Raw genomic sequence first — 23,336 nt, 5'->3', positions numbered from 1 at the left:
CATGGACACGACGTTCACGCGTATCCGTCGCGCCGTCCGGGCACGCCCGGGCCGCCGTGCGCGCTGAACCGCGGCGCCGGCCCGTGCCCGGCGGGGCGCCCCGCGGCCGGATCCCCGCCGCGTCGGTCCCCGAACCGCAGCAAGGAGGCGTGGCATGAGCACCGAGCAACGACTGAGGGACCCGGAACCCGGGCGGAAGGCGGCGCCGGCCCCGGAAGACCAGGCCGCGCGGGAGACGCTGGAGGACTACACCCTGCGCTTCGCGCCCCGCAGTTACCGGCGCTGGTCCCCGATGGTGGTGGCGACGACCGCGCTCGGCGGCATCGCCTACATGGCCGACTTCTCCATCGGCGCCGGGATCGGCCTGGCCCACGGCACCGGGAACGCCCTGCTCGCGATCGCCGTCGCCGCGGTCGTCATCTTCGTCACCGGCTTCCCGCTGGCGTACTACGCGGCCCGCTACAACATCGACCTGGACCTGATCACCCGCGGCTCGGGCTTCGGCTACTTCGGTTCGGTCCTCACCAGCGTCATCTTCGCCAGCTTCACCTTCATCTTCTTCGCCCTAGAGGGCTCGATCATGGCGCAGGGCCTGGAGCTGGGCTTCGGGCTGCCGCTGTGGCTCGGCTACCTGGTCTCCACGCTCATGGTGATCCCGCTGGTGATCTACGGGATGAAGGCGCTGAGCAAGCTCCAGGTGTGGACGACGCCGATCTGGCTGCTGCTGATGGTCGGCCCGCTGGTCTACCTGGTCGCCGCCGACCCCGGCAGCGTGGACCGGTTCCTGGCGTACGCGGGCACCGACGGGGACGGCGGTCTGAGCACCGCGTCCGTGCTGCTCGGCGCTGGCGTGTGCCTGTCGCTGATCGCACAGATCGGCGAGCAGATCGACTACCTGCGCTTCATGCCGCCCAAGACCGAGGCCAACAAGCGCGCCTGGTGGGCCGCGGTGGTCATGGCCGGACCCGGCTGGGTGGTCCTGGGCGCGCTGAAGCAGGCCATCGGCGTCTTCCTCGCGGTCTACATCCTGGCCGAGGTCGGCCCGGACGCGGCGCCGGAGCCGATCCAGCAGTTCAAGAGCGCCTTCGACGCCATGCTGCCGTCCTGGCTCGTGATCCCGCTGGCCGTGGTCCTCGTCGTCATCAGCCAGATCAAGATCAACGTGACGAACGCGTACTCCGGCTCCCTCGCCTGGACCAACTCCTTCACCCGCGTCACCGGGCGCTACCCGGGACGCATGGTGTTCGTCCTGGTCAACCTGGGCTTCGCGCTGGCCCTGATGGAGGCCGACATGTTCAGCTTCCTCAACAGCATCCTGGGCTTCTACGCGAACTGCGCGATCGCCTGGGTGGTCACCGTGGCCACCGACATCATGGTCAACAAGTACCTGCTCAAACTCTCCCCGCACGCCCCCGAGTTCCGCCGGGGCATGCTCTACGCCGTCAACCCGGTCGGCGTCGTGGCCTTCGTCGCCGCCTCCGCCCTGTCCATCGCCATGTACTTCCACGCCCTGGGCGACACGCTCCAGCCGTACTCCCCGGTGGCCGCCGTCGTCCTCGCCTTCGTCCTGACGCCGCTGATGGCCTTGGCGACCAAGGGCAGGTACTACCTGCGGCGGACCGACGACGGCATCGACGAGCCGCTGCTGGACGCGGACGGCAATCCGAGCGCCGTGGTGTACACGTGCCACGTGTGCCGGCAGGAGTTCGAGCGCCCGGACGTGGCCGCCTGCCTGACGCACGACGCGGTGGTCTGCTCCCTGTGCCTGAGCACCGACCAGGTCGGCGACCACGTCCTGCCGGCGGCACCCGCGGTGAGGTGACCGGGGACCGGCGACCGGGGAAACACCGGAGGCCGTTTCGGAATCTCTTCCGAAACGGCCTCCGGCCTGCGACTCTCTCGAGTCGGGACGACAGGATTTGAACCTGCGACCCCTTGACCCCCAGTCAAGTGCGCTACCAAGCTGCGCCACGTCCCGCTGTTCTCGCACACGGCGAACCGCGCGATCACGCGACAGCACTTTACCGCACACTCCGGGCCGCGCCTAAGCGGGCACCGGCGAGGGACAATCGGTCCATGGACAGCCCTGCCGAGAGCACCGAGGACAGCACTGCGGACGGCACCGAGGACGGCACCCTCACCGACCGGCCGGTGGACGACGCGCGGGACCGGGATGAGGAGGGCCGGGCGCGCAACGCCCGGCCCCGGGACGGACTCGGCCGCCCGCTGCCGTACGGCTCCCCGGGCGTCCCACGCCAGCCGGAGGGCGTCGTACGGGCGCCCGAGGAGACGGTCGCCGAGGCGCAGCGGCTGCTGGACGCGGGCCGGCCGTTCCACGCGCACGAGGTCTTCGAGGACGCCTGGAAGTCGGGCCCCGGTCAGGAGCGCGAGCTGTGGCGGGGCCTGGCCCAGCTGGCCGTGGGGCTCACCCACGCGGCCCGGGGCAACGCCACCGGCGGGGCCAGGCTGCTGCGGCGCGGGGCCGGGGCGGTGACGGAGTGGGCGGCCTCGGCGCCGGGGCGGGGGCGGCCGTACGGGATGGACCTGGCCCGGGTCGCCGGGTGGGCGCGGGAGCTGGCGTCCGACGTGGCGGACGGCGTGTCCGTGGACGCGGGGGCGCGGGCGCCCCGGCTGCGGGGCTGAGGCCCCGTCCCGCCGCCGGAGTGCGGACGGGGCGGCCCGGCCGGGGCCTTGTCAGTGGGGTACGGCAGACTCGTGGCGTGCGGAAGATTCATGTGATCGGTATCGGCGCGGGCGACCCGGACCAGCTGACCCTGCAAGCGGTCAGGGCGCTGCGGAGCACGGACGTGTTCTTCGTCCTGGACAAGGGCGAGGTGAAGTCCGACCTGGTGCGGCTGCGCCGGGACATGCTGGAGACGCACATACCCGAGGGCGCGTACCGGATCGTCGAGGCGCGCGACCCCGAGCGGGACCGGAGCGCGGGCGGCGCGGCGTACTCCCCCGCCGTCGGCGACTGGCGCAGCGCCCGCGCCGGTATCTACGAGCGGCTGATCGCCGAGGAGCTGGGCGAGGACGAGAGCGGTGCCTTCCTGGTGTGGGGCGACCCGGCGCTGTACGACAGCACGCTGGGCATCCTGGAGGAGATCCTCGAGCGCGGCGGGGTGGCGTTCGAGTACGACGTGGTGCCGGGCATCAGCAGCGTCTCCTCGCTGGTGGCCAGGCACCGGACCGGGCTGAACCGGGTGGCGCGGCCGGTGCAGATCACCACCGGGCGGCGGCTCGCGGAGGGCTTTCCCGACGGCGTGGACGACGTCGTGGTGATGCTGGACGCCCACCAGGCCTTCCGGCGGTACGCGGACCAGGACATCCACATCTACTGGGGCGCCTACCTGGGCACCCCGGACGAGATCCTCGCCTCCGGCCCGATAGCCGAGGCCGCGCCCCGCATCGAGCGGCTGCGCGCCGAGGCCCGGGAGCGCAAGGGCTGGATCATGGACACGTACCTGCTGCGGCGCAACCCCGGCGACGGCTGACCGGGACGGGGCGCCGCTCGGCCGGTGACCGCACCCGGGCGGACCGTCCCCGCATGCGTGGCCGGTGCACGGGTGTGATCGTGACCGTGTGACAGTCGCCGAGGGAACGCCACGGACCGCAGCCGCCCAGCCGCCGGTGCTGGACCGGCGCCGCCGCAACGTCGTCTTCGTCACGATCATGCTGGGCATGCTGCTCGCGGCCCTGGACCAGACGATCGTCGGCACCGCGCTGCCCACGATCGTGTCGGACCTCGGCGGCGGCGAGCACATGTCGTGGGTGGTGACCTCCTACCTGCTCGCGGAGACCGTGGCGACGGTCCTGGTCGGCAAGTTCGGCGACATGTTCGGCCGCAAGGTCGTCTTCCAGGTCTCGGCGGTCGTGTTCATCACGGGCTCGTTCCTGTGCGGGCTGGCCACGAGCATGCCCCTGCTGATCGTCTGGCGGGCGATGCAGGGCGTCGGCGCGGGCGGTCTGATGGTCACGTCGATGGCGCTGATCGCCGACGTCATCCCGCTGCGGGAACGCGGCAAGTACCAGGGCGCGATCGGCGCGGTGTTCGGCGTGGCGACGGTCATCGGGCCGCTGCTGGGCGGGCTGTTCACCGACCACCTGTCCTGGCGCTGGGCGTTCTACGTCAACGTGCCCATCGCGGTCGTCGTCGTCATCGCCGCCGCCCGCACCATCCCGGTGGTGAAGTCGGCCGTCCGGCCCGTCATCGACTACCTGGGCATCGCACTGGTGGCGGTGGGGGCGAGCGCGCTCATCCTCGCGACGAGCTGGGGAGGCAACGAGTACGCGTGGGGCTCGGGGGTCATCCTCGGCCTGTTCGCGGGCGGGCTGGTCGCGCTGGCCCTGTTCTGCCGGGTGGAGAGCCGGGCGGCGCAGCCGATGCTGCCGATGCGGCTGTTCTCCAACCCGGTGTTCACGGTCTGCTCGATCCTCAGCTTCATCGTCGGCTTCGCGATGCTCGGCGCCCTGACGTACCTGCCGACCTACCTCCAGTACGTCGACGGCGACTCGGCCACCGTCTCGGGCGTGCGGACGCTGCCGATGGTGGCGGGGCTGCTGGTCTTCTCCGTCTTCAGCGGCAGCGTGGTCAGCAGGACGGGGCGGTACCGGCTGTTCCCGATCGTGGGCACGCTGGTGATGGGCGTCGGCCTGTATCTGATGTCCCTGATGGACACGTCCACGGGAGCCTGGCTGGAGTCGCTGTACATGTTCGTGCTGGGCGCCGGCATCGGCCTGTCCATGCAGGTGCTGACCATCGCCGTGCAGAACACCGTCGACTACTCCGACCTCGGCACCGCGACCTCCGGCGTCACCTTCTTCCGTACGCTGGGCAGTTCCTTCGGCACCGCCGTGTTCGGCACCATCTACGCCAACGCCCTCGGACCCAACCTGCGCGACGGTGTCTCCGAAGCCGCGCGGACCGGCGCCGCCGACCCGGACACCCTCGGCACGGCGGCGACCAGTCCGGAAGGCGTCCACCGGCTGCCCCCGGACGCCTCGGCGCCGATCGTGGGCGCGTACGCCGACACCATCCAGACCGTGTTCCTGTGGACGGTGCCGGTCGCGGCGCTCGGTTTCCTGGTCGCCCTGTTCCTCAAGCAGGTCCAACTGCGTGACAGCGCCCGCGCGGGCTCCACGGACATGGGCGAGGGCTTCGCCTCACCGCACGACGCGGACAGCAGGCGCGTGCTGGAGGCCACCGTGGGGAAGATCATCGGCGGTACGGAGCTGGACACCGCCCGCCGGATCATCGCGGACAGCGACACCCGGCTCGATGTCGCCGGTGCCTGGGCCGTGATGCAGGTCGAGCTGTTCACACGGCTGGTCGGGCACGCCAGCCTCGGGCTGATCGCCGCCCGCCGCCGGCTGCCGCCGGAGGTGCTGCTCCCGGTCTTCGACCGCATGGTCGAGGAGGGGTTCCTGACCCGCCACGGCTCGCTGCTCTCGCACACCGACGCGGGTGCCCGGGAGGCGCTGGTGATCGGGCGGGCCTGGTCCACGTGGCTGGAGGACCGGGTGGAGCAGGACATCGGGCGCCCCTCGGACACGGACCTGCGCGCCGCGGTCGACGCCATCGCCAAGCGACTGCTGGTCGAGGACCTGAACAGCGGTCTGCCGGACCGCGCGCGTCAGCCGGTCACCGCCCGCTGAGCCTCGGCCGCTCCCGCCGGCCCAGCCACTCCAGCACCGCCGGCACGTCGGCCACCACGTGGGCCACGGCGTCCGCGTCCTCGGGCAGCGGGGGCCTGCGGACGACCACCACCGGGAGGGCCAGCTGCCGCGCCGCCGTGAGCTTGGCGGCGGTGGCCGCTCCCCCGCTGTCCTTGGTCACCAGTACGTCGACGCGGTGCGCGCGCAGGAGGTCCCGCTCGCCGGCCGGCGTGAACGGTCCGCGGGCCAGCAGGACGCGGGTGTCCGGCGGAAGCGGCGGTTCGGGAGGTTCCACGGAGCGGGCGACGAAGTGCAGGCCGGAGAGGTGGGCGAAGGCGGCCAGGCCCAGGCGGCCGGTGGTCAGGAACACGCGGCGGCCGAGGGCCGGGAGCGCGTCGGCCGCCTCGGCGAGGGAGGCGACCGGATGCCACAGGTCGCCGGGCCCGGCCTGCCAGCCCGGGCGGCGCAGGATCACCGCGGGCGTGCCGGTGGCCGCCGCGGCGCGGACCGCGTTCGCCGTGATCGTCCCCGCGAAGGGGTGGGTCGCGTCGACGAGGGCGTCCACGTGCCGCCCGCGCAGCCAGGCGGCCAGCCCCTCGGCTCCGCCGAAGCCACCGGTCCGCACCTCCCCGGCGAGGGAGCCCGGCCGGGTCACGCGTCCGGCGAGGGAGGTGGTGACGCGGACGCAGGGCCGCTCGGCCAGCTCGGCGGCCAGGCGGCGGGCCTCGGTGGTGCCGCCGAGGATCAGCACGTGCCGGGGCGCGGGCTCGCCGGCCGGGTGGGGGCGGGACATGGCGTCGAGCGTACGGGCCGTCAGTGGACCAGCAGCTGGAGGCCCCCCACCACCGTCGCCGCGATCACCAGTTGCTCGAACAGGCGCTGGTCGATGTGGTGCACGGCCCACTTGCCGAGCAGCGCGCCGGGCACCACGAACACCACGAGCGCGGCGTCGAGCAGCAGCGAGCGGCCGTCGATCAGCCCGAGCCCGGCGCTGAAGGGCACCTTGGAGACGTTGACGATCAGGAAGAAGAAGGCCGACGTCCCCAGGAAACCGAGCTTGCGGAAGCCCGCGGAGAGCAGGTACATCGACATCACCGGGCCGCCCGCGTTGGCGACCATCGTGGTGAAACCGCCGAGGACGCCGTACGAGCGGGCCTTCACGCGTCCGGCCCGGGAGGCGATCTCCTCGGGCCGCCCGTCCGTGTCGGCCTGCCGCCGGCGCCACACCGTCACCCCGGCCATGAACAGCAGGATCACGCCGATCGACGTCCGGACGATCGCGTCGTCGGCCCACACCAGGAACAGGGTGCCCGCGACCACGCCGACCGCCACCGCCGGGAACAGCCGCCACAGCGTGGGCCAGTGCGCGTGGCGCCGGTAGGTGAGGACGGCCAGGATGTCGCCGGCGATGAGGACCGGCAGCAGGATGCCGGTGGAGGCGCGGGCGGGCAGGACCGCCGCGAAGATCGCCAGGCTGACGGTGTTGGCCCCGCTCACGGCGGTCTTGGAGAAGCCGACGAGTAGGGCCGCGAAGGCGAGGGCGGCGAACTGCCAGGGGGTGAGGTGCCACAGGGTCATCGTGTCCATTGCGGACACCGATGCTATGCGCACCCCGCCCGGGGCCGTGAGGACCGTCCCGCCGGATGATCCCTAGCGCCCGGCGTACCGCGCCCGCAGCTCCCGCTTCAGCACCTTCATGCTGGGCCCCAGGGGCAGTTCGTCGGCGAACAGCACACGGCGCGGGTACTTGTACCTGCCGAGGTACTGCTTGGACCACTCGGTGATCCCGGCGGCGTCCGGCGCGGCGCCCGGGGCGGGGACGACGACGGCGCACACCTCCTCGCCGTGCAGGTCGTCCGGGAGGCCGATGACGGCGACCTGGGCGACGCCGGGGTGGCGCGCCAGCACCTCCTCGACCTCGCGCGGATAGACGTTGTAGCCGCCGCGGATGATGACGTCCTTCTTGCGGTCGACGATCCTGAGGAACCCCTCGTCGTCCTTGGTGCCGAGGTCCCCGGTACGGAACCAGCCGTCGACGAGCGCCTCGGCGGTGGCCTCGGGACGGCCGAGGTAGCCGCTGAAGACGTTGTGGCCGCGCACGACGACCTCGCCCAGCTCGCCGGGCGGCAGCAGTTCGACGGCGCTCTCGTTCTCCGCGCGGGCGATCTCCACGTCGACGCCCCACAGGGGGTGGCCGATGGTGCCGGCCCTGGCGCCGAACACGGGCTGGTTGACGGCCGCCGCCGGGGAGGTCTCCGACAGCCCGTACCCCTCGTAGATCCGCGCGCCGAACGCCTCCTCGAACCGCTCCAGCACGGCCACGGGCAGCGAGGCGCCGCCGGAGACGCACACCCGCAGGCCGGGCAGGGCCTCGGCTCCGGCAGCCGCGGCGGCGAGGGCGACGAACATGGTCGGTACCCCGTGGAAGGTGTTGACCTTCTCCTTCACCATCAGCTCGATCGCGCGGGCCGCGTCGAAACGGGGCAGCAGGACGAGGGTGGCTCCGGCGCGCCAGGTGGAGTTCAGGGAGACGGTCTGGCCGAAGGCGTGGAACAGGGGCAGCGCGCCGAGCGCGATGTCGTCGGGCCGGATGTCGTTGGCGTCGAAGGCGTTGACGGTCGCGTTCATCACCAGGTTGAAGTGGCTGAGCACGGCGCCCTTGGGGACGCCGGTGGTGCCGCTGGTGTAGAAGACGACGGCCGGGTCGTCGGCGTTCCGGGTGACGTACGAGGGCAGCGGCTCGGCGTCGGCCGCCAGCTTGTCCAGTTCGTCGCCCAGGGTGATCATCCGTACGCCCGTCTCCCGCGCGGCGGCCGCTCCGGTCTCCGCCTGCGCCGGGTGGCACAGCAGCAGCGTGGCGCCGCTGTCGCGCAGGACGTGCTCGACCTCGCCGGGCGACAGCAGCAGGTGGACCGGGACGACCACGCCGCCGGCCGCGGCGATCGCGTAGTACGCCTGCGGGAAGTCGGCGGTGTTCGGTGCCATCAGCGCGACCCGGTCGCCCGGCCCGACGCCCAGGCCGGTGAGGGCGCCGGCCTGGGCCCGGGCCCGTCGCCACACCTCGGCGAAGGTCAGCCGCAGGTCGCCCTCGACCAGGGCCTCCTTGTCGGGGCGGCGCCGGGCGTTCTCGGCGAGGATGGCGGCGACGGACAGGGTTGCCATGGGTGTTGCTCCGTTCCTTGCTGCGGCTCTGCAGAGGGGTCGGGGGGACGGCGTACGGCCGGCTAGTGCCGCTCGACGAGCACCGCGCTGCCCTGCCCCACGCCGACGCACATCGTGGCGAGCCCGCGGGCCGCTCCCGTGCGGCGCATGCGGTGGAGCAGGGTGGTGAGGAGGCGGGCGCCGGAGCAGCCGAGCGGGTGGCCCAGCGCGATGGCGCCGCCGGATGGGTTGACCAGGCCGGGATCGATGCCCAGCTGGTCGACGCAGGCCAGGGCCTGGGCGGCGAACGCCTCGTTGAACTCGGCCTCGGCGAGGTCGTCGACGCTCCAGCCGGCGCGGGCGAGGACCTTGCGGGTGGCGGGGACCGGGCCGATGCCCATGACATCCGGGTGGACGCCGGCCGATCCGCCGGCCACGTAGCGGCCGAGCGACTCCAGACCGAGGTCGTTCAGGGCCTCCTCGCTGACCAGGAGGAGGCCGGCGGCGCCGTCGTTCATCGGGGAGGCGTTGCCCGCGGTGACCGTGCCGCCGGGGCGGAAGACCGGCTTCAGGCGGCCCAGCTTCTCGGCGGAGGTGTCCTCGCGGACGCACTCGTCGGCGTCGACGACCACGCCGTCGGCGCGGGTGACGGGAAGGAGTTCGTCGTCGAAGTGGCCGTTCTTGCGGGCCTCGGCGGCGAGGCGGTGGCTGCGCAGGGCGAACGCGTCCTGGCGTTCGCGCCCGATGCCGTACCGCTCGGCGACCTCCTCGGCGGTCTCGCCCATGGCCAGCAGGCCGTGCAGGTCCTTCATCGCCGGGTTGACCAGGCGCCAGCCGAGCCGGGTGTCGGCGGTCTCGACGCGGTGCGGCAGGGCCTCGTCGGGGCGGGGCAGGACGAAGGGGGCGCGGCTCATCGACTCCGAACCGCCCGCGAGCACGATGTCGGCCTCGCCCGCGGCGATGGTGCGGGCGGCGGTGGTGACGGCCTCGAGGCCGGAGGCGCACAGCCGGTTCACGGTGGCGCCGGGCACGGTCTCGGGCAGGCCCGCGAGCATGGCGGCCATGCGGGCGACGTTGCGGTTGTCCTCGCCCGCCTGGTTGGCGGCGCCCCAGTACACGTCGTCGACGCGGGCCGGGTCGAGCGCGGGTACGTCGGCGATCAGGCCCCGGATCACGGCGGCGGCGAGGTCGTCGGGCCGCACGGTGGACAGGGCGCCGCGGAGCTTGCCGATCGGGGTGCGGCGGGCGGCCGCGAAGTGGACGGGACGCACGAGGGGACTCCTGACCGTCGACGCTCGGCGGCCGGGCGAGCGGCGCCGGGCCGGGCACTTTAATTAGCACTGCTAGTTTCGGACTATAGACCGCCGGGCGGCTCCCTGGGAAGATCCTCCGGTGACCTTCACCGACGCAGCCGGAGGAGACATGACCGAGGCCCGCGAACACGCCCTGACCGGAACCCGGGGACGGCTCGCCGCCCGCGCGTGGCCCGCCGAGCGGCCGTCGTACGTGGCGCTGCTGGTGCACGGCTACGGCGAGCACGTCGGCCGCTACGAGGAGCTGGCCGGCGTCCTGACGCGGCACGGGGCGGCCGTGTACGGCGCCGACCACACCGGGCACGGCCGGTCGGACGGCGAACGGGTGCTGATCGAGGACTTCGAGGACGTCGTCACCGACGTGCACACCGTGGCCGGGTGGGCCCGCGGCCGGCACCCGGAGCTGCCGGTGGTCATGATCGGGCACTCGATGGGCGGCCTGATCGCCTCCCGCTACGCCCAGCGCCACCCGGGCGTACTGACCGCGCTGGTGCTCTCCGGGCCCGTCATCGGCGACTGGGAGCTGCCCCGCCGGCTGCTCGCCCTGGAGGAGATCCCGGACACCCCGATCAGTCCGGCCGCGCTCTCCCGTGACCCGGCGGTCGGCGCGGCCTACGCGGCGGACCCGCTGGTGTGGCACGGCCCGATGAAGCGCCCGACGGCCCAGGCGTTCGTACGGACCCTGGAGACCGTGGCCGAGGGCGGCGACGTCGGCGGGCTCCCTCTGCTGTGGGTGCACGGCGACGACGACCGGCTGGTGCCGCTGCCCGGCAGCCGCGTCGGCGTGGAGCGGCTCGCCGGCGACGCTCTCACCGAGCGGATCTACCCGGGCGCCCGGCACGAGCTCTTCAACGAGACGAACCGGGCCGAGGTGTTCGCGGACGTCACGGGTTTCCTGGACCGCGTACTGGCCCGCTGACGGGCCGCCGGACCCGCCCTTCGGGTGGCCTCGGCGGGGCGTTTGCCCCGGCGTGCCCCGGGCACCCGCGCCCGCACGGAGTGGTCGCGCCGCGCAGCCCTCGGGACCCCGCGAGGAGGAGCGCGTCGCCCTGCTCCGTACGACCGCAGTACGCACATCCGCACGACGGAACACGACGAGAAGTGGGGCACCTCATGGCCGACGCCCTGGAACTCGACGCGCTGTGGGAGGACTTCCACCGCGTGGTGAACATGACCTCCGCGGAGCTGGCGGACTGGCTCCGGGTCCGCGACGCGGGCCAGTCGACGGAACCCCTGCCGGACGACGCGGGCCCGCCGCTCGGACAGCACGTCCTCGCGATCCTGCAGAAGCGGCGCACCGACCTGACCGGGGACGACCTCCGCGCGATGCGCGAGGTGGTGGACCTCGTGACGTCGCAGGCCGACCTGGAGAACGAACCGCGGGCCGGGGACACCCGGCTGCGGCACCGGCTGATGACGGTCGGTCACGACCCGCTGAAACCCCAGCCGTGAGCCGTGACCAGCGGCGGATCGTCAGCACACTCGTCGACGCGCACGGGCGGACGTACGCCGAGGAAGCGGGTATCCGGCTCGAGGACACCCCGCAGCCGCTGTACCGACTGCTGGTCCTCGCCCATCTGCTCAGCGCCCGTATCCGCGGCTCGGTCGCCGTGGCCACCGCCCGCGCCCTGTACGAGGCGGGGCTGCGCGACCCGCGCCGCATGGCCGGCGCCGACCGGCAGGAGCGGGTGGACGCGCTCGGCCGGGGCGGCTACCGCCGCTACGACGAGCGCACCGCCACCCAGCTCGGTGACGCGGCCCGCCTGCTGACCGAGCGGTGGGGCGCAGACCTGCGCCGGCTGCGCGATGAGGCGGACGGCCGGGTCACGGACGTACGGCGGCTGCTCCAGGAGTTCCCCGGGGTCGGTCCGACCGGCGCGGACATCTTCCTGCGCGAGGCCCAGCGCGTGTGGACCGAGGCGGCTCCCTTCCTGGACCGCAAGGCCCTCCAGGGCGCCGGGCGCCTCGGCCTGCCGGAGGACCCGGACCGGCTCCTGGACCTGGCCGACGGCGCGGAACCGGCCGTCCTGGCGGCGGCGCTGGTGCGCGCGGCGGTGGACGAGGAGGTCGTGCGGGACACCCTCGGCCGCGCGGGGTGAGCGCGGCCGGGGCCCCTCACCCGAACAACCCCGTGCGGCTGGTGGGCCCGCGGGTGCGGTGGTGCGCTGAGGACACCGTTTCCCGTCCCAGGAGGCATCCCGCGATGAGCCGTCGTCCGTCCCACCCCGTCCGTCTCGTGGCCTCCGCCCTGGCGGCGGGCGCGCTGCTGACCACAGCGGCCTGCTCGGACGACGGCGGGCAGAAGGCCGCCTCGGACACCGCCGCCCAGGCCCGGGCCGCGGAGCGGGACGCGGCGAAGAGGCAGCCCACGGGCTCCCCCACGACGGTGCCGACGGACTCCCCCGCCGGGTCGCCCACCGCCTCCCCTTCGGCCCTCACCGAGTCCGGCGCGAAGGCGGCCCTGCTCACCGAGGCCGACCTGGAGGGCGACTGGAACCAGGTCCAGGACGCGGACAAGTGGCGCGACCGGCTCCTGGTCGGCGAGGTCGACGTCTCCGACTTCCTCACCGCCAAGGCCGACGCGGCCGAGTGCCAGGAACTGCTCGACGCCCTCTACCGCGACGACCTGCTGGGCGAGCCGTCCGGCCCGTCGGCGCTCACCGGGTTCGAGCAGGGCGACTCACGCCTGCTGGAGCAGGTCGCCGGCTACGACCGCGCCGGGCTGGACGACCGTTTCGAGTGGCTCGACTCCCTGCCGCAGACGTGCGACCGGTTCACCGCGACCGACGACGCGGGTGAGGAGCGGACGGTCGAGGTGACCGAGGCCTCGGTGCCCGAGGTGGGCGACGCCCGCGAGGGCCTGCACGTGACCGTGCGGGGCACCGCCGCGGACAACCCGGCCACCCTCTCGCTGGACGTCGTCGCCATCCGCGTCGGGACCGCCGCCCTCACCGTCACCGGCGGCGGCCTGGACGGCGACGAGGCGGCCTCCGTCGAGCAGGCGGTCCGCCAGGGCACCGAGCGCCTGAAGACCGTCCTGGACGGCGGGACTCCCTCGCCGCAACCCACCGACCTGGACTGACGCGCACGCGAGGCCACCCGTCGACCGGGCCCCCGCCGCCCTGCCCCGGCCCGCGTTTCACGCGAAACCCGGACAGTGTGATCACCGGTCGGCACAATGGAGCGGCGGACGACGCCGAGCGGCGTGGCACCGGTCACAGTCCCGGAGCGCCGCCCGGGAAGCGGGAACGGCTGAAAGTATGATCAAGCGATGTCTGACATGACCGAGACCACGCCGGGCTGGCTGTCGACCGACGAACTGGAGATGGCACGCGCGCGCATGCCGATCCTGTACGTCGAGGCCGTACCCGTGCGCGTCGACGACAGCGGAGAAGTGACCAGCGTCGGCCTGCTCCTGCGCATCGGACCGGACGGGACGGTCAGCCGGACGCTGGTCTCCGGCCGGGTGCTGCACCACGAGCGGGTCCGGGACGCCCTGCTGCGGCATCTGGAGAAGGACCTCGGCCCGGTGGCGCTGCCGCGGGTGCCGTCCTCGCTGCAGCCGTTCACGGTGGCCGAGTACTTCCCCACCCACGGTGTCACGCCGTACCACGATCCCCGGCAGCACGCGGTCTCCCTCGCCTACGTCGTGCCGGTGGCCGGTGACTGCCGGCCCCGGCAGGACGCGCTGGACCTGGTCTGGTTCGACCCGCGGGAGGCCCTGTCCGAGGCGGTGCAGAGCGAGATGCCGGGCGGGCACGGGGTGCTGCTGAAGCAGGCGCTGGCCCACGTGGGCTGCGTGATCTGACCGTTCCCCGCCCTTGTTCCGCCGGCCGCCCCGGCCCCTACTCCCCCGGCCGCTCCCCGTCGCTCAGCTGCGGGTCCAGGTCGTCCCGGAGCAGGCCCCGGGACCCCGTCTGCCCGGTGCGGTAGGCGGAGCGGGCCACCAGGTGGGAGGCGACCGGTCCGGTGAGGAACTGGAAGAAGACGATGAGCGCGAGCGTGCCCATGTCGATGCCGTGGCGCAGCCGCAGCGCCACGCCGACCAGGACGAGGAGCGTCCCGAGGGTCTGCGGTTTGGTGGCGGCGTGGCTGCGGGAGAGCACGTCGGGGAAGCGGAGCATCCCGATCACGCCGAGCAGGCACTGCAGGCAGCCGAGGAACAGCAGCACCGCCCCGGCCAGGTCGGCGGCCTCGGCCCAGGCGCTCACCGGTGGTCCTCCGTGCCGTCCGCCCGCAGCGAGGGCCGGTCGCGTACGGCGATGAAGCGGGCGATGCCCACCGACCCGGTGAAGCCGAGGAAGGCGAGCACCAGCATCACCGGGAAGTAGAAGGCGTCGCCGTCGTGGGCGGACTTGACGGCGATGCCGGCGATGATGAGGGCCGCGGCCACGTCCAGGGCGACCGCGCGGTCCAGCATCGAGGGCCCGTACCAGACGCGGTACAGCAGCAGCGCCCCGGCGACGAGGATCATCACGAGCGAGGCGACCAGCATGGCCTCCTCGACGGCGTGCAGGGTGGTCACGGCGAGGGGTCCCCTTCCGGTGCGGGGCGGGCGACGTGGGCGACGTCCTCGGCGGTGCCGAAGGCGCGGGCGACGAGTTCCTCCATGCGCCACACCGACCGCTGGGCGCTCTCGATCTCGCCGGGGTCGTCGGCGTCCAGGACGTGCAGGAACAGGGTGGCCGTCGAGCGGCGCACCTCGATCACCGAACCGCCGGGGACGTTGGAGACGGCGACGGCGGTGGCCGTGAGCATCAGGTCGCTGCGCACCCGCAGCGGGACGGCGACGACCGCGGCGTGGTAGGTGCCCTTCGCGAAGATCTGCCGCGTGACCTCGACGCTGGAGGAGAACATGTCGTACAGCAGGTAGGCCGCGAGCCGCAGGATGCCCAGCGGGCGCAGCCTGAGGCCGAGGTCGACGGCCGGCAGCGGGAAGGCGAGGCACAGGCACACCGCGACGACGACGCCGTTGACGAGGTTGGCCCAGGACAGGGTGCCCCACAGCAGGACCCAGATGACGGTGAGCCAGGCGATGAGCGGCAGGTCGAGGATGCGCCTGCCGCGGCCGACGCGGAAGGACCAGCTGTAGGGGGAGCGGTCACGGAAGAGGTCGCTCACCGGCCGAGCACCGCCTCGACGTAGGGGGTACGGGCGAGGAGTTCACCGGCGGCGGCCTCGGTGAAGGTGGTGAGGGGGCCGCCGAGCACGGTGTACGTCAGGCCGAGGGCGACGGCGGCGCCGGTCGCCACCAGCATCGGCCAGGGCAGCCGCTTGGTGGTGATGATGGTCTGGCCCAGAAAGCCCGCCGGGACCACGGCACCCGCCGGTTCCGGCAGGCCGCTCCCGGCGCCGCTCCCGGCCCCCGCCCGGCCGGCCTTGTCGTCCTCGTCGTCGCCCGGCTCGTCCTCGGCGGACTCCAGCACCCTGCCCTCGCCGTCGTACCCGGGTGGCGCGTCGCGCCAGAACGCGAGGTTCCAGACCTTCGCCATGACGTACAGGGTGAGCAGGCTGGTGGCGGCGGACCCGGCGACCAGCGCCCACGCCCAGCCGCCGCCGTTGTCGACGCCCGCCCGCATCAGGCCCAGCTTGCCGATGAACCCGGACAGCGGGGGGATGCCGGCGAGGTTCATGGCGGGCACGAAGAACAGCACGGCGAGCAGCGGCGCGGTCTCCGCCAGGCCCCCGAGGCGGGTGAGTTCCGTGGTGCCGCCGCGCCGCTCGATGAGGCCGGCGACGAGGAAGAGGGTGGTCTGCACGGTGATGTGGTGGGCCACGTACACGATCGCCCCGCTGATCGAGCCGCGTCCGGCGAGCGCGATGCCGAAGACCATGTAGCCGATGTGGCTGATGAGGGTGAAGGACAGCACGCGTTTCAGGTCGGTCTGGGCGACCGCGCCGAGGATGCCGATCACCATGGAGGCGAGCGCGGCGAGCATCAGCAGGTCGCCGAGGCGGTGGCCGGGGAAGAGCAGGGTCTGGGTGCGCAGCATCGAGTAGACGCCGACCTTGGTGAGCAGTCCGGCGAAGACGGCGGTGACCGGTGCGGGCGCGGTCGGGTAGGAGTCGGGCAGCCAGGCGGCGAGCGGGAACACCGCGGCCTTGATGGCGAAGACCGTCAGCAGCATGGCCTCCAGCAGGGTGCGCGCGCCGACCGGGACCTCCTGGAGCCGTCCCGCGAGCTGGGCGAAGTTCACGGTCCCGGCGACCGAGTAGGTCATGGCGATGGCGACGAGGAAGAGCACGGAGGAGAACAGCGAGATGATCACGTACGTCGCTCCGGCCCGGATGCGGGTCGCGGTGCCGCCGATGGTGAGCAGGACGAAGCTCGCGACGAGCATGATCTCGAAGCCGACGTACAGGTTGACGAGGTCTCCGGCCAGGAAGGTGCAGGAGACGCCGGCCACGAGGATGAGGTAGGCGGGGTGGAAGACGCCGACCGGGGTCTGGTCGTCGCGGTCGGCCATGCCCTGGCCCAGCGAGTACAGGTGGACGAGCAGGGTGACGGCGCTGGACACGGTGAGCATCAGGCCCGCGAGCCGGTCGGCGACGAGGGTGATGCCGACCGGCGGCGCGAAGTCGCCGAGGTGCACGACGAGCGGACCGTCGCGGTCGGCGGCCACCATGAGGACCACGGAGAGCACCAGGACCGCGCCGAGCACGGCGAGGCTGATGAAGCGCTGGAACCGCTGGAGGCGGGGGCCGATGGCCAGCTTCAGGCCCGTGACGCACAGGGGCAGCAGGACGGGGAGGGGGACGAGGGCGTTCACCTGGTTCCTTCCGTGCCGGCGCCCTCTGGGTCGTCGGGCTGGTCGGGCGGCGGGTGGCAGGAGTCCTCGCCGGGACGGGAGTCGGGCTCGCGGCCGGTCTCCTCGGGGTCGTTGGAGGGCCCGGCGACGCGTGCCGGTGCCGGGCCGGGCCGGCCCGCCGCGTCGGTGGAGCCCCGCTCCCGCCCCTCGCGGTAGTCCTCGGGGTCGGCGCCGAGGATGTCGTTCCACAGGTTCCCGGAGACGTCGGTGGCGCGGGCCTGGTAGGCACGCTCCTCGCGGACCCGGCGGCGCAGCCGTTTGCGGGCGGCGCGGTAGCGGGCGTCCAGTTCGGGGTCGGTGCCGGGTTCGGCGCGTGCCTCGCGGTAGCGGTCGCGCAGTTCGCCGCGCCGGTGGAGGAACTCGGCGCGCAGGGCGACCAGCCGGTCCTCGGTGTCGTCGCTGATCTCGTCGGAGCCGGTGACCTGGTGGCTGCGGTAGGCCATGGCGAGCAGGAACGCGGTGGTGGCGAGGGTGATGACGATCGCGGTGAGGGCGATGGCCTGCGGCAGCGGATCGGTGACGCGGTTGCGGATGACGTACGGGTAGAGCAGCGGCGCGGCGCCCGCGCTGCCGGTGGAGGCGAGGACGAGCAGGTTGACGCCGTTGCCGAGGACGACCGCGCCGAGCAGGATCCGGGTCAGGGACCGGGTCAGCAGCAGGCTGGTGCCGACGGCGCTGAGGACGGCGGCGGCCACCAGGAGGGCGAGGCTCACGGTCATGCGGTGCCCGCCTCCGGTCCCCGGGCGCGCCGGCCGGCGGCCCGTTCGATCTGGCGGTCGATGCGGGCGCCGAGGGCCCGCACGATGTCGAGGACCACGCCGAGGACGAGGAGGTAGACGCCGCAGTCGAAGAGGACGGCGGTGGACAGGTGGGCGTCGCCCCACACGGGCAGGTGGCCGTGCCAGGTCCAGCCGTGCAGCACGGTGCCCTCGGCGAGGCCGCCCAGCGCGACCCCGGTGGACAGGAACAGGCCGAGGCCGGTGAACAGGCCCGGTTTGAAGGGCACGGCGTCGGCGAGTTCGTGCCGTCCGCCCGCGAGATAGCGGGCGATGAAGGCGACGCCGGCGGTCAGACCGGCGACGAAGCCGCCGCCCGGCAGGTTCTCCGCGCACATCAGCAGGTAGACGGAGAGGACGAGGATGGGGTGGAAGATGAGGCGCGCGACCACTTCGAGTACGAGGGAGCGCCGTTCGGGGGCGAGGGTGGAACTGGCGGCGAGCCAGGTGCGTTCCGGCGCGCCCTCGTCGCCGCTGGGCAGGCCCGCCGACTCGTACGAGCCGGCCCGCCAGGCGGTGCGCAGGCCGGCGTGCGGGTGGTCCCCGGGCAGCGGCAGTACGGGCTGTTCGGCGTCGTCGGTGCGGCGGTGCAGGTAGATGAGGCTGGTCACGCCGATCGCGGCGGCGGCGAGCACCGCGGACTCCCCCATGGTGTCCCAGGCCCGCAGGTCGACGAGGATGGTGGCGACGACGTCCTTGAGCCCGTGGTGGGCGGTCTCCTCGACCATGGCCGCTCCGGCGCTCTCGGCCCGTCGGTGCCCGGCCATGATCCAGACGACGACGGCGACGGCGGCTCCCCCGGCGAGCGCCACCGGCATCCGCAGGACGCGCCGCGAGCGGCTGTAGCTCTCCTCGAAGTGCACCGGCATCCGGCGCAGCACGAGCACGAAGACGATCATCGAGACCGTCTCCACGCAGAACTGGGTCAGCGCGAGGTCGGGCGCGCCCTGGGCGACGAAGAGCAGCGCGGTGCCGTACCCGGTGAGGCCGGCCAGCACGACGGCCTTCATCCGGCGCCGCACCCCCAGGCACAGCAGGGCGGCGGCGCAGGTCAGCAGCGCCACACCGCCCTGGGCCGGGTGGTCCCACAGCCGCGGCGCGGGCACCGAGGTCCAGGGTTCGTCGGCGACCAGGACGGCGATCTGCCCGGCGAGGACCACGCTCATGGTCGTCACCAGGTACACCGACAGCGAGCCGCGCTGCACGAACCCGGTGCACTGCAGGGCGGTCCGCTCCAGGGCGAGCAGCGACCGCCCGAAGATCCGGTCGGCGGAGCGCCAGGCGAGGGCCTGCCCCACCCGCTGTACGGGGCTCGCGGCGAGGAACAGCAGGACGCCGCCCGCCCAGGCCGCGCAGGACAGGCCGAGGGCGAGGCCGGCGCCGTGCCACAGCGCGAGGTGGTACGGGTGGGCGGGTGCGGGGAACTGCCCGGCGTAGGTGCCGAGGAGCCCTTGCAGCCAGGCCGTGCCGGGTCCGAGGACGAGGCAGGCCAGGGCCAGTACGGCGGGCGGTGCGAGGAAGGCCGGGCGGACGGCGTGCGCGTCGGTGTCCGGGAGGCCGGGTTTGCGGGCGAAGGCGCCCCACAGGTAGCGCAGGGTGTAGGCGGTGGTCAGGGCCGAGCCGACGACGGTCGCGGCGAGCGCCCAGCGGTCGGCGGTGGTCCCGTCCAGGAGGGACTGGAAGGCGGCCTCCTTGGCGGCGAAGCCGAGCAGCGGCGGTACGGCGGCCATGGACAGGCCGGCGGTCACGGCGACCGCGCACACGGCGGGCAGCCGCCGTCCGAGTCCGGAGAGTCCGCGCAGGTCACGGGTGCCGGTGGCGTGGTCGATGATCCCCGTGACGAGGAAGAGCGGGGCCTTGAACAGGGCGTGGCCGAGGATCATGGCGGTGGCGGCGAGGCCGGTGTCGTGGCGGCCCGCGCCGGTGAGGACGGTGAGGAAGCCGAGCTGGCTGACGGTGCCGTGGGCGAGGACGAGTTTCAGGTCGTTCAGGCGCAGCGCCCGCCAGCCGCCCAGCAGCATCGTCGCGGAGCCCAGGACCAGCAGGAGCGGTCGCCAGGGTGTGACCTCCGCGAAGGCAGGGGCGAGCCGGGCGATGAGGTAGACACCGGCCTTGACCATCGCGGCGGCGTGCAGGTAGGCGCTGACCGGGGTGGGGGCGGCCATGGCGTTGGGCAGCCACAGGCTGAAGGGCCAGATCGCGGACTTGGACAGGGCGCCGACGAGGATCAGCGTGATCGCCGTGGACAGGGCCGCCGACGCGGGCGGCGGGTCGGCGAGGATCGCGGAGATCCGGTAGGTGCCCGCCTGGTGACCGAGAATCAGGAAGCCGACGAGCATGGTCAGTCCGCCGAGCGTGGTGACCGTGAGGGCTTGCAGGGCGCTGCGCCGGTTGCGCTTGTGGTCGCTGGTCTGGCCGATCAGCAGGTAGGAGAAGACCGTGGTCAGCTCCCAGAAGATGTAGAGCAGGACCAGGTCGTCGGCGAGGACCAGGCCGAGCATCGCGCCGGCGAAGGCGAGGAGACTGCCGGCGAACCGGCCCAGTTGCCGGGAGCGGTCGTCGAAGTACGAGGCGCAGTAGACGAGGACGAGGGTGCCGACGCCCGCGGCGAGCAGCACCATGAGTTCGGCGAGGGCGTCCAGCCGCAGCGCCCAGTCCACGTGGTAGGCCGGCAGCCAGGCCCACACCGTGGTGTCCGCGCCGCCCTCGGCCGTGGTGGTCCACCGGGTGGCCGCCCAGACGGCCGCCGCCGCGGGGGGCAGGGCCAGCACGAGGAAGGCGCGGGTTCCGCACCACTTCACCAGCGGCCCGGCGCACAGCGCGAGCGCGAAGTGGCAGAGGATGAGTGCGGACACCTGACAGTGATATATCGGGCATCTCGCCTGATCGCCCAGGCACGCCGCAGGAAAGACAATCGAGGGGCGGTTTCGGATCTCTCCGAAACCGCCCCTCGATCAGCGACTGTCTCCAGTCGGGACGACAGGATTTGAACCTGCGACCCCTTGACCCCCAGTCAAGTGCGCTACCAAGCTGCGCCACGTCCCGTTGCCCGTCTGACCTGGGGGTTTCCCCGGCCGTACGCGCAGGAAAACCATACCGCACTCGGGCCGGTGGTCGCGCACCGCTTTCCGGCCCGGTCCGCGCCGCGCGGCCCGGAGGGATTTCAGCCGCCGGCGGGCAGTCCCAGCCGGGGGTGGGCCTCCAGCAGGCGGGGCGGGGCCGCCTGGCGCCAGGAGTCGGCGAGGATGTCGCGCAGCTCGTCCTCGCCCTCCAGGGCGGCGAGGCGGGCCCGGACCCAGGCGAACTGCGCCTCGTGGCCGGCGATCCAGAACTTCTCCGGCTCGGCCAGCACGAGTTCGTCGCGCTCCTCCTTGGGGCAGCGCACCGCGAGGGAGGTCTCGTCCTCCGGCAGCGTGGCGAACATCTTGCCCGCGACCCGGAAGGTGGGCATGTTCCAGGCGGTCTTCTCCGTCGTGTCCGGCAGGGACAGGGCGATACGGCGTACGTTTTCTGCGTCCGGCATGTCAGGCACCGTAGCCGCCGCCACTGACAATCACCCGGCGGCGGCCGGGGCGCCGATCCGCTTGTAGTACAGCGTCGTCGACCGCAGCCGCCCGCCCGGGTCCGCCGCGTAGTCGGGGATGGTCCCGGCCCGCGTCCATCCGGCCGAGCGGTAGAGGTGCTCGGCGGGGCTGTCCGTCTCGGTGTCCAGGTGGAGCAGGGTGACGCCGGCCGCCGCGGCCGCCTCCTCGACGGCGGCCAGGAGGCGGCGGCCCAGGCCCCGGCCCCGCGCCCGGCGGGCCACCATGAGCTTGACCAGCTCGGCGCGATGGCGGCTGTTGGGCTTGTCCGGCAGGGCGAGACTCACCGTCCCGGCCACCCGCTCCCCCTCGTACGCCACCCAGACGGCGAGCCGCCCGGCGGCCACGGCGGCCACGCGCCCCCGCCACCAGGCGGCGGCCTCGGCGTGGCCGAGCGGGGCGAGGAAGCCGACGGAGGCGCCGCCCCCGACGGTGTCGGCGAGGAGGCCGGCCAGCTCCTCCACCAGGGCGTTCAGCCGGTGTTCGTCGACGCGGCCCACGATCACGGCACCACCGCCAGCACGTAGCGGACGCCCTCGGGCCCGGCGCACCGGAACCTGGTCGGCCCCCACACCCGCATCCGCAGGCAGTCCCCGGTATCGAGGTGGTGCGCGACGTCCTGGGCCGTCACCTCCAGGGACCCTTCCAGCACCCAGAGGTGCTGTTCCAGGCCCGGCACGGGAGGCCGGTCGTAGGCGATGTCGGCGCCGGCGGCCAGCCGTCCCTCGACGAGTTCGGCGCGCAGCGCGGTGTGCGGCGGGGACACCGAGCGGCGGACGAACCCGGCGGACCGGTCCTCCCACAGCGGCTGTTCCGCGACCCGCACCAGCGGCGCCGGCTCCCCCTCGACCTCGCCGAGCAGGCGCGACATGGTCCGTCCGTAGACCGCGCAGAGGCGGTTGAGGACGGAGGCGGTGGGGCTGGTCTCGGCCCGCTCGGCCCGGGACAGCGTCGACCGGCTCACTGAGCTGCGTTCCGCCAGCTCGTCCAGGGACCAGCCGCGTTCGGCCCGCAGCTCGGCCAGCCGGGCGGCGAGGCGGATGTCCACGGGATCGGGAGCGCCTGCATCCTGTCTCATATTCGGGAGGCTATCCCGAATATGAGACAGGCGGGTTACCGGAACCTCACGCCCGCGCCGCCTCGTCGAGTGCGTCCAGGACCGGGCGGATCAGCGGGTGCTCCTCGGCCCCCCGGCGTACGGCCGCGAAGACGCGGCGGGTGGGCGCGATGCCGTCGACCGGACGGACGACGACGCCCGTGAGGTCCGTACCGTGCAGGGCGGAGCGCGGGACGAGGGCCACGCCCGCGTCGGCCGCGGCAAGAGACACGACGGCCCGGAAGTCGTCCGAGGAGTGCTCCATGCGCGGCTGGAAACCGGCGTTCTCGCAGGCCAGGACCACCACGTCGTGGCAGGGATTGCCCGGGTAGGGGCCGATCCAGGCGTCCTTGGACAGCTCCGCGAGCGGCACCTCGTCCGCGTCGGCGAGGCGGTGGCCGACCGGCACGACCGCGTCGAAGGGCTCGGCGTACAGGGGCACGTGGGTCAGACGCGGGTCGTCGGCGGGCGGCGCCCCGCGGTACTCCACGGCGACGGCCACGTCCACCTGCCGGTCCAGGACCATCGGCAGACTGGCGTCGCCCTCCGCGTCCCGCACGCGGATGCGGATGCCGGGCGCCGTGGCGGCGAGGCGGGTCAGGGCGGGCGCGACGACCAGGGCGATGCCGGTCGCGAAGGAGGCGACCGTGACCGTCCCGGCCTCGCCCGAGCTGTACGCCGCGAGTTCGGCCTCGGCGCGCTCCAGCTGGGCGAGGACGGCGTTGGTGTGGCTGAGCAGGATCTCGCCGGCCGGGGTGAGCCGTACGCCCTTGGCGCCGCGCTCGACCAGGCGGTGGCCGGTCTCCTGCTCCAGGGCGGCGAGCTGCTGGGAGACCGCCGACGGCGTGAGGTACAGCGCGGCGGCAGCCGCCGTCACGGTGCGGTGGTCCGCCACCGCTCGGAGGATGTGCAGCCGCCGCGCTTCGATCACGGGATCGATTCTCTCACCCGGACGCGCAGGTCAC

Annotated in this window: 23 protein-coding genes and 2 tRNA genes; 9 read left to right on the top strand and 16 right to left on the bottom strand. The window is 73.5% G+C overall.

What is annotated here, in order from left to right:
* Positions 1–154: 154 nt before the first annotated feature.
* Positions 155–1,822 (top strand): purine-cytosine permease family protein, encoded by a 1,668-nt coding sequence (locus ACFIF2_RS27835; RefSeq protein ID WP_395575982.1) that lies wholly within the window; start codon positions 155–157, stop codon positions 1,820–1,822.
* An 82-nt stretch (positions 1,823–1,904) separates the two neighbouring features.
* Here the strand turns inward: ACFIF2_RS27835 and ACFIF2_RS27830 are convergent.
* Positions 1,905–1,978 (bottom strand) — tRNA-Pro (locus tag ACFIF2_RS27830).
* Positions 1,979–2,076: 98 nt separating this feature from the next.
* Between ACFIF2_RS27830 and ACFIF2_RS27825 the strand changes: the two genes are divergently transcribed.
* From ACFIF2_RS27825 to ACFIF2_RS27815, 3 genes are all read left to right on the top strand, one after another.
* Entirely contained in the window at positions 2,077–2,643 is a 567-nt protein-coding gene (locus ACFIF2_RS27825; protein ID WP_395575981.1) for a DUF309 domain-containing protein, read from the top strand.
* A gap of 77 nt (positions 2,644–2,720) precedes the next feature.
* Positions 2,721–3,494, top strand: a complete 774-nt coding sequence (gene cobF / locus ACFIF2_RS27820; protein WP_395575980.1) for a precorrin-6A synthase (deacetylating) — start codon at positions 2,721–2,723, stop codon at positions 3,492–3,494.
* A gap of 88 nt (positions 3,495–3,582) precedes the next feature.
* Positions 3,583–5,655, top strand: a complete 2,073-nt coding sequence (locus tag ACFIF2_RS27815; protein ID WP_395575979.1) for an MDR family MFS transporter — start codon at positions 3,583–3,585, stop codon at positions 5,653–5,655.
* Here ACFIF2_RS27815 and ACFIF2_RS27810 read toward each other — a convergent pair.
* The 4 genes from ACFIF2_RS27810 to ACFIF2_RS27795 all read right to left on the bottom strand — a co-directional run bounded on the left by ACFIF2_RS27810 (position 5,642) and on the right by ACFIF2_RS27795 (position 10,067).
* The gene (locus ACFIF2_RS27810; protein WP_395575978.1) at positions 5,642–6,448 is read right to left on the bottom strand and encodes a cobalt-precorrin-6A reductase; all 807 of its coding nucleotides are present in this window, start codon (positions 6,446–6,448) and stop codon (positions 5,642–5,644) included. The genes ACFIF2_RS27815 and ACFIF2_RS27810 overlap by 14 nt on opposite strands.
* A gap of 20 nt (positions 6,449–6,468) precedes the next feature.
* Positions 6,469–7,242, bottom strand: coding sequence for a sulfite exporter TauE/SafE family protein (locus ACFIF2_RS27805; RefSeq protein WP_395575977.1), 774 nt, complete (start codon positions 7,240–7,242; stop codon positions 6,469–6,471).
* 63 nt (positions 7,243–7,305) lie between these two features.
* Positions 7,306–8,817, bottom strand: coding sequence for a long-chain fatty acid--CoA ligase (locus tag ACFIF2_RS27800; protein ID WP_395575976.1), 1,512 nt, complete (start codon positions 8,815–8,817; stop codon positions 7,306–7,308).
* A 62-nt stretch (positions 8,818–8,879) separates the two neighbouring features.
* The gene (locus tag ACFIF2_RS27795; RefSeq protein ID WP_395575975.1) at positions 8,880–10,067 is read right to left on the bottom strand and encodes a thiolase family protein; all 1,188 of its coding nucleotides are present in this window, start codon (positions 10,065–10,067) and stop codon (positions 8,880–8,882) included.
* 151 nt (positions 10,068–10,218) lie between these two features.
* On the opposite strand from ACFIF2_RS27795, the gene ACFIF2_RS27790 reads away from it, so the two are divergent.
* From ACFIF2_RS27790 to ACFIF2_RS27770, 5 genes are all read left to right on the top strand, one after another.
* The gene (locus ACFIF2_RS27790) at positions 10,219–11,028 is read left to right on the top strand and encodes a lysophospholipase (protein ID WP_395575974.1); all 810 of its coding nucleotides are present in this window, start codon (positions 10,219–10,221) and stop codon (positions 11,026–11,028) included.
* 194 nt (positions 11,029–11,222) lie between these two features.
* Positions 11,223–11,561 carry a DUF3140 domain-containing protein gene (locus ACFIF2_RS27785; RefSeq protein WP_395575973.1) on the top strand — a complete coding sequence of 113 codons (339 nt, stop codon included), beginning with the start codon at positions 11,223–11,225 and terminating at the stop codon, positions 11,559–11,561.
* Complete coding sequence (locus tag ACFIF2_RS27780; protein ID WP_395575972.1) at positions 11,558–12,208, top strand: endonuclease; 651 nt, start codon at positions 11,558–11,560, stop codon at positions 12,206–12,208. The genes ACFIF2_RS27785 and ACFIF2_RS27780 overlap by 4 nt, the downstream gene beginning before the upstream one ends.
* Positions 12,209–12,312: 104 nt before the next feature.
* Positions 12,313–13,191: a hypothetical protein gene (locus tag ACFIF2_RS27775; protein WP_395575971.1), complete on the top strand. Its 879-nt coding sequence runs from the start codon at positions 12,313–12,315 to the stop codon at positions 13,189–13,191.
* A 198-nt stretch (positions 13,192–13,389) separates the two neighbouring features.
* On the top strand, positions 13,390–13,917 hold the full coding sequence (locus ACFIF2_RS27770; protein WP_395576032.1) for an NUDIX hydrolase family protein: 528 nt from the start codon (positions 13,390–13,392) through the stop codon (positions 13,915–13,917).
* A gap of 37 nt (positions 13,918–13,954) precedes the next feature.
* Here the strand turns inward: ACFIF2_RS27770 and mnhG are convergent, their stop codons facing one another.
* The 11 genes from mnhG to ACFIF2_RS27715 all read right to left on the bottom strand — a co-directional run bounded on the left by mnhG (position 13,955) and on the right by ACFIF2_RS27715 (position 23,302).
* The gene (mnhG, locus tag ACFIF2_RS27765) at positions 13,955–14,320 is read right to left on the bottom strand and encodes a monovalent cation/H(+) antiporter subunit G (RefSeq protein WP_395575970.1); all 366 of its coding nucleotides are present in this window, start codon (positions 14,318–14,320) and stop codon (positions 13,955–13,957) included.
* Complete coding sequence (locus ACFIF2_RS27760) at positions 14,317–14,604, bottom strand: monovalent cation/H+ antiporter complex subunit F (protein WP_395576031.1); 288 nt, start codon at positions 14,602–14,604, stop codon at positions 14,317–14,319. The genes mnhG and ACFIF2_RS27760 overlap by 4 nt, the downstream gene beginning before the upstream one ends.
* Positions 14,605–14,630: 26 nt before the next feature.
* Positions 14,631–15,230: a Na+/H+ antiporter subunit E gene (locus ACFIF2_RS27755; protein ID WP_395575969.1), complete on the bottom strand. Its 600-nt coding sequence runs from the start codon at positions 15,228–15,230 to the stop codon at positions 14,631–14,633.
* The gene (locus ACFIF2_RS27750) at positions 15,227–16,879 is read right to left on the bottom strand and encodes a Na+/H+ antiporter subunit D (protein ID WP_395575968.1); all 1,653 of its coding nucleotides are present in this window, start codon (positions 16,877–16,879) and stop codon (positions 15,227–15,229) included. Before ACFIF2_RS27750 ends, ACFIF2_RS27755 begins: the two co-directional genes overlap by 4 nt.
* Positions 16,876–17,637: a Na(+)/H(+) antiporter subunit C gene (locus tag ACFIF2_RS27745; protein WP_395575967.1), complete on the bottom strand. Its 762-nt coding sequence runs from the start codon at positions 17,635–17,637 to the stop codon at positions 16,876–16,878. Before ACFIF2_RS27745 ends, ACFIF2_RS27750 begins: the two co-directional genes overlap by 4 nt.
* The gene (locus ACFIF2_RS27740; protein WP_395575966.1) at positions 17,634–20,549 is read right to left on the bottom strand and encodes a Na+/H+ antiporter subunit A; all 2,916 of its coding nucleotides are present in this window, start codon (positions 20,547–20,549) and stop codon (positions 17,634–17,636) included. Before ACFIF2_RS27740 ends, ACFIF2_RS27745 begins: the two co-directional genes overlap by 4 nt.
* A gap of 116 nt (positions 20,550–20,665) precedes the next feature.
* Positions 20,666–20,739, bottom strand: a tRNA-Pro gene (locus ACFIF2_RS27735).
* A gap of 118 nt (positions 20,740–20,857) precedes the next feature.
* Positions 20,858–21,217, bottom strand: a complete 360-nt coding sequence (locus ACFIF2_RS27730) for an MmcQ/YjbR family DNA-binding protein (RefSeq protein ID WP_395575965.1) — start codon at positions 21,215–21,217, stop codon at positions 20,858–20,860.
* A gap of 30 nt (positions 21,218–21,247) precedes the next feature.
* Positions 21,248–21,781, bottom strand: a complete 534-nt coding sequence (locus tag ACFIF2_RS27725; protein ID WP_395575964.1) for a GNAT family N-acetyltransferase — start codon at positions 21,779–21,781, stop codon at positions 21,248–21,250.
* Positions 21,778–22,353 (bottom strand): helix-turn-helix domain-containing protein, encoded by a 576-nt coding sequence (locus ACFIF2_RS27720; RefSeq protein WP_395575963.1) that lies wholly within the window; start codon positions 22,351–22,353, stop codon positions 21,778–21,780. The genes ACFIF2_RS27725 and ACFIF2_RS27720 overlap by 4 nt, the downstream gene beginning before the upstream one ends.
* 46 nt (positions 22,354–22,399) lie before the next feature.
* Entirely contained in the window at positions 22,400–23,302 is a 903-nt protein-coding gene (locus ACFIF2_RS27715; RefSeq protein WP_395575962.1) for a LysR family transcriptional regulator, read from the bottom strand.
* Between the last annotated feature and the right edge of the window lie 34 nt (positions 23,303–23,336).

Origin of the sequence: Streptomyces sp. BK79 (assembly GCF_044142145.1) — a bacterium.
Taxonomy (GTDB): domain Bacteria; phylum Actinomycetota; class Actinomycetes; order Streptomycetales; family Streptomycetaceae; genus Streptomyces.
The sequence above is the reverse complement of the archived record's forward strand: the minus strand, read 5'-3'. Positions and strand labels throughout refer to the sequence as shown.

Excerpts from the sequence above, each read along its gene's own strand:
- ACFIF2_RS27785 (WP_395575973.1), top strand. The coding sequence starts at position 11,223 with ATGGCCGACGCCCTGGAACTCGACGCGCTGTGGGAGGACTTCCACCGC.
- ACFIF2_RS27810 (WP_395575978.1), bottom strand. The coding sequence starts at position 6,448 with ATGTCCCGCCCCCACCCGGCCGGCGAGCCCGCGCCCCGGCACGTGCTG.
- ACFIF2_RS27800 (WP_395575976.1), bottom strand. The coding sequence starts at position 8,817 with ATGGCAACCCTGTCCGTCGCCGCCATCCTCGCCGAGAACGCCCGGCGC.
- ACFIF2_RS27730 (WP_395575965.1), bottom strand. The coding sequence starts at position 21,217 with ATGCCGGACGCAGAAAACGTACGCCGTATCGCCCTGTCCCTGCCGGAC.
- ACFIF2_RS27805 (WP_395575977.1), bottom strand. The coding sequence starts at position 7,242 with ATGGACACGATGACCCTGTGGCACCTCACCCCCTGGCAGTTCGCCGCC.
- ACFIF2_RS27825 (WP_395575981.1), top strand. The coding sequence starts at position 2,077 with ATGGACAGCCCTGCCGAGAGCACCGAGGACAGCACTGCGGACGGCACC.
- ACFIF2_RS27775 (WP_395575971.1), top strand. The coding sequence starts at position 12,313 with ATGAGCCGTCGTCCGTCCCACCCCGTCCGTCTCGTGGCCTCCGCCCTG.
- ACFIF2_RS27760 (WP_395576031.1), bottom strand. The coding sequence starts at position 14,604 with ATGCTGGTCGCCTCGCTCGTGATGATCCTCGTCGCCGGGGCGCTGCTG.
- ACFIF2_RS27720 (WP_395575963.1), bottom strand. The coding sequence starts at position 22,353 with ATGAGACAGGATGCAGGCGCTCCCGATCCCGTGGACATCCGCCTCGCC.
- ACFIF2_RS27770 (WP_395576032.1), top strand. The coding sequence starts at position 13,390 with ATGACCGAGACCACGCCGGGCTGGCTGTCGACCGACGAACTGGAGATG.
- ACFIF2_RS27790 (WP_395575974.1), top strand. The coding sequence starts at position 10,219 with ATGACCGAGGCCCGCGAACACGCCCTGACCGGAACCCGGGGACGGCTC.
- ACFIF2_RS27835 (WP_395575982.1), top strand. The coding sequence starts at position 155 with ATGAGCACCGAGCAACGACTGAGGGACCCGGAACCCGGGCGGAAGGCG.
- ACFIF2_RS27745 (WP_395575967.1), bottom strand. The coding sequence starts at position 17,637 with ATGACCGTGAGCCTCGCCCTCCTGGTGGCCGCCGCCGTCCTCAGCGCC.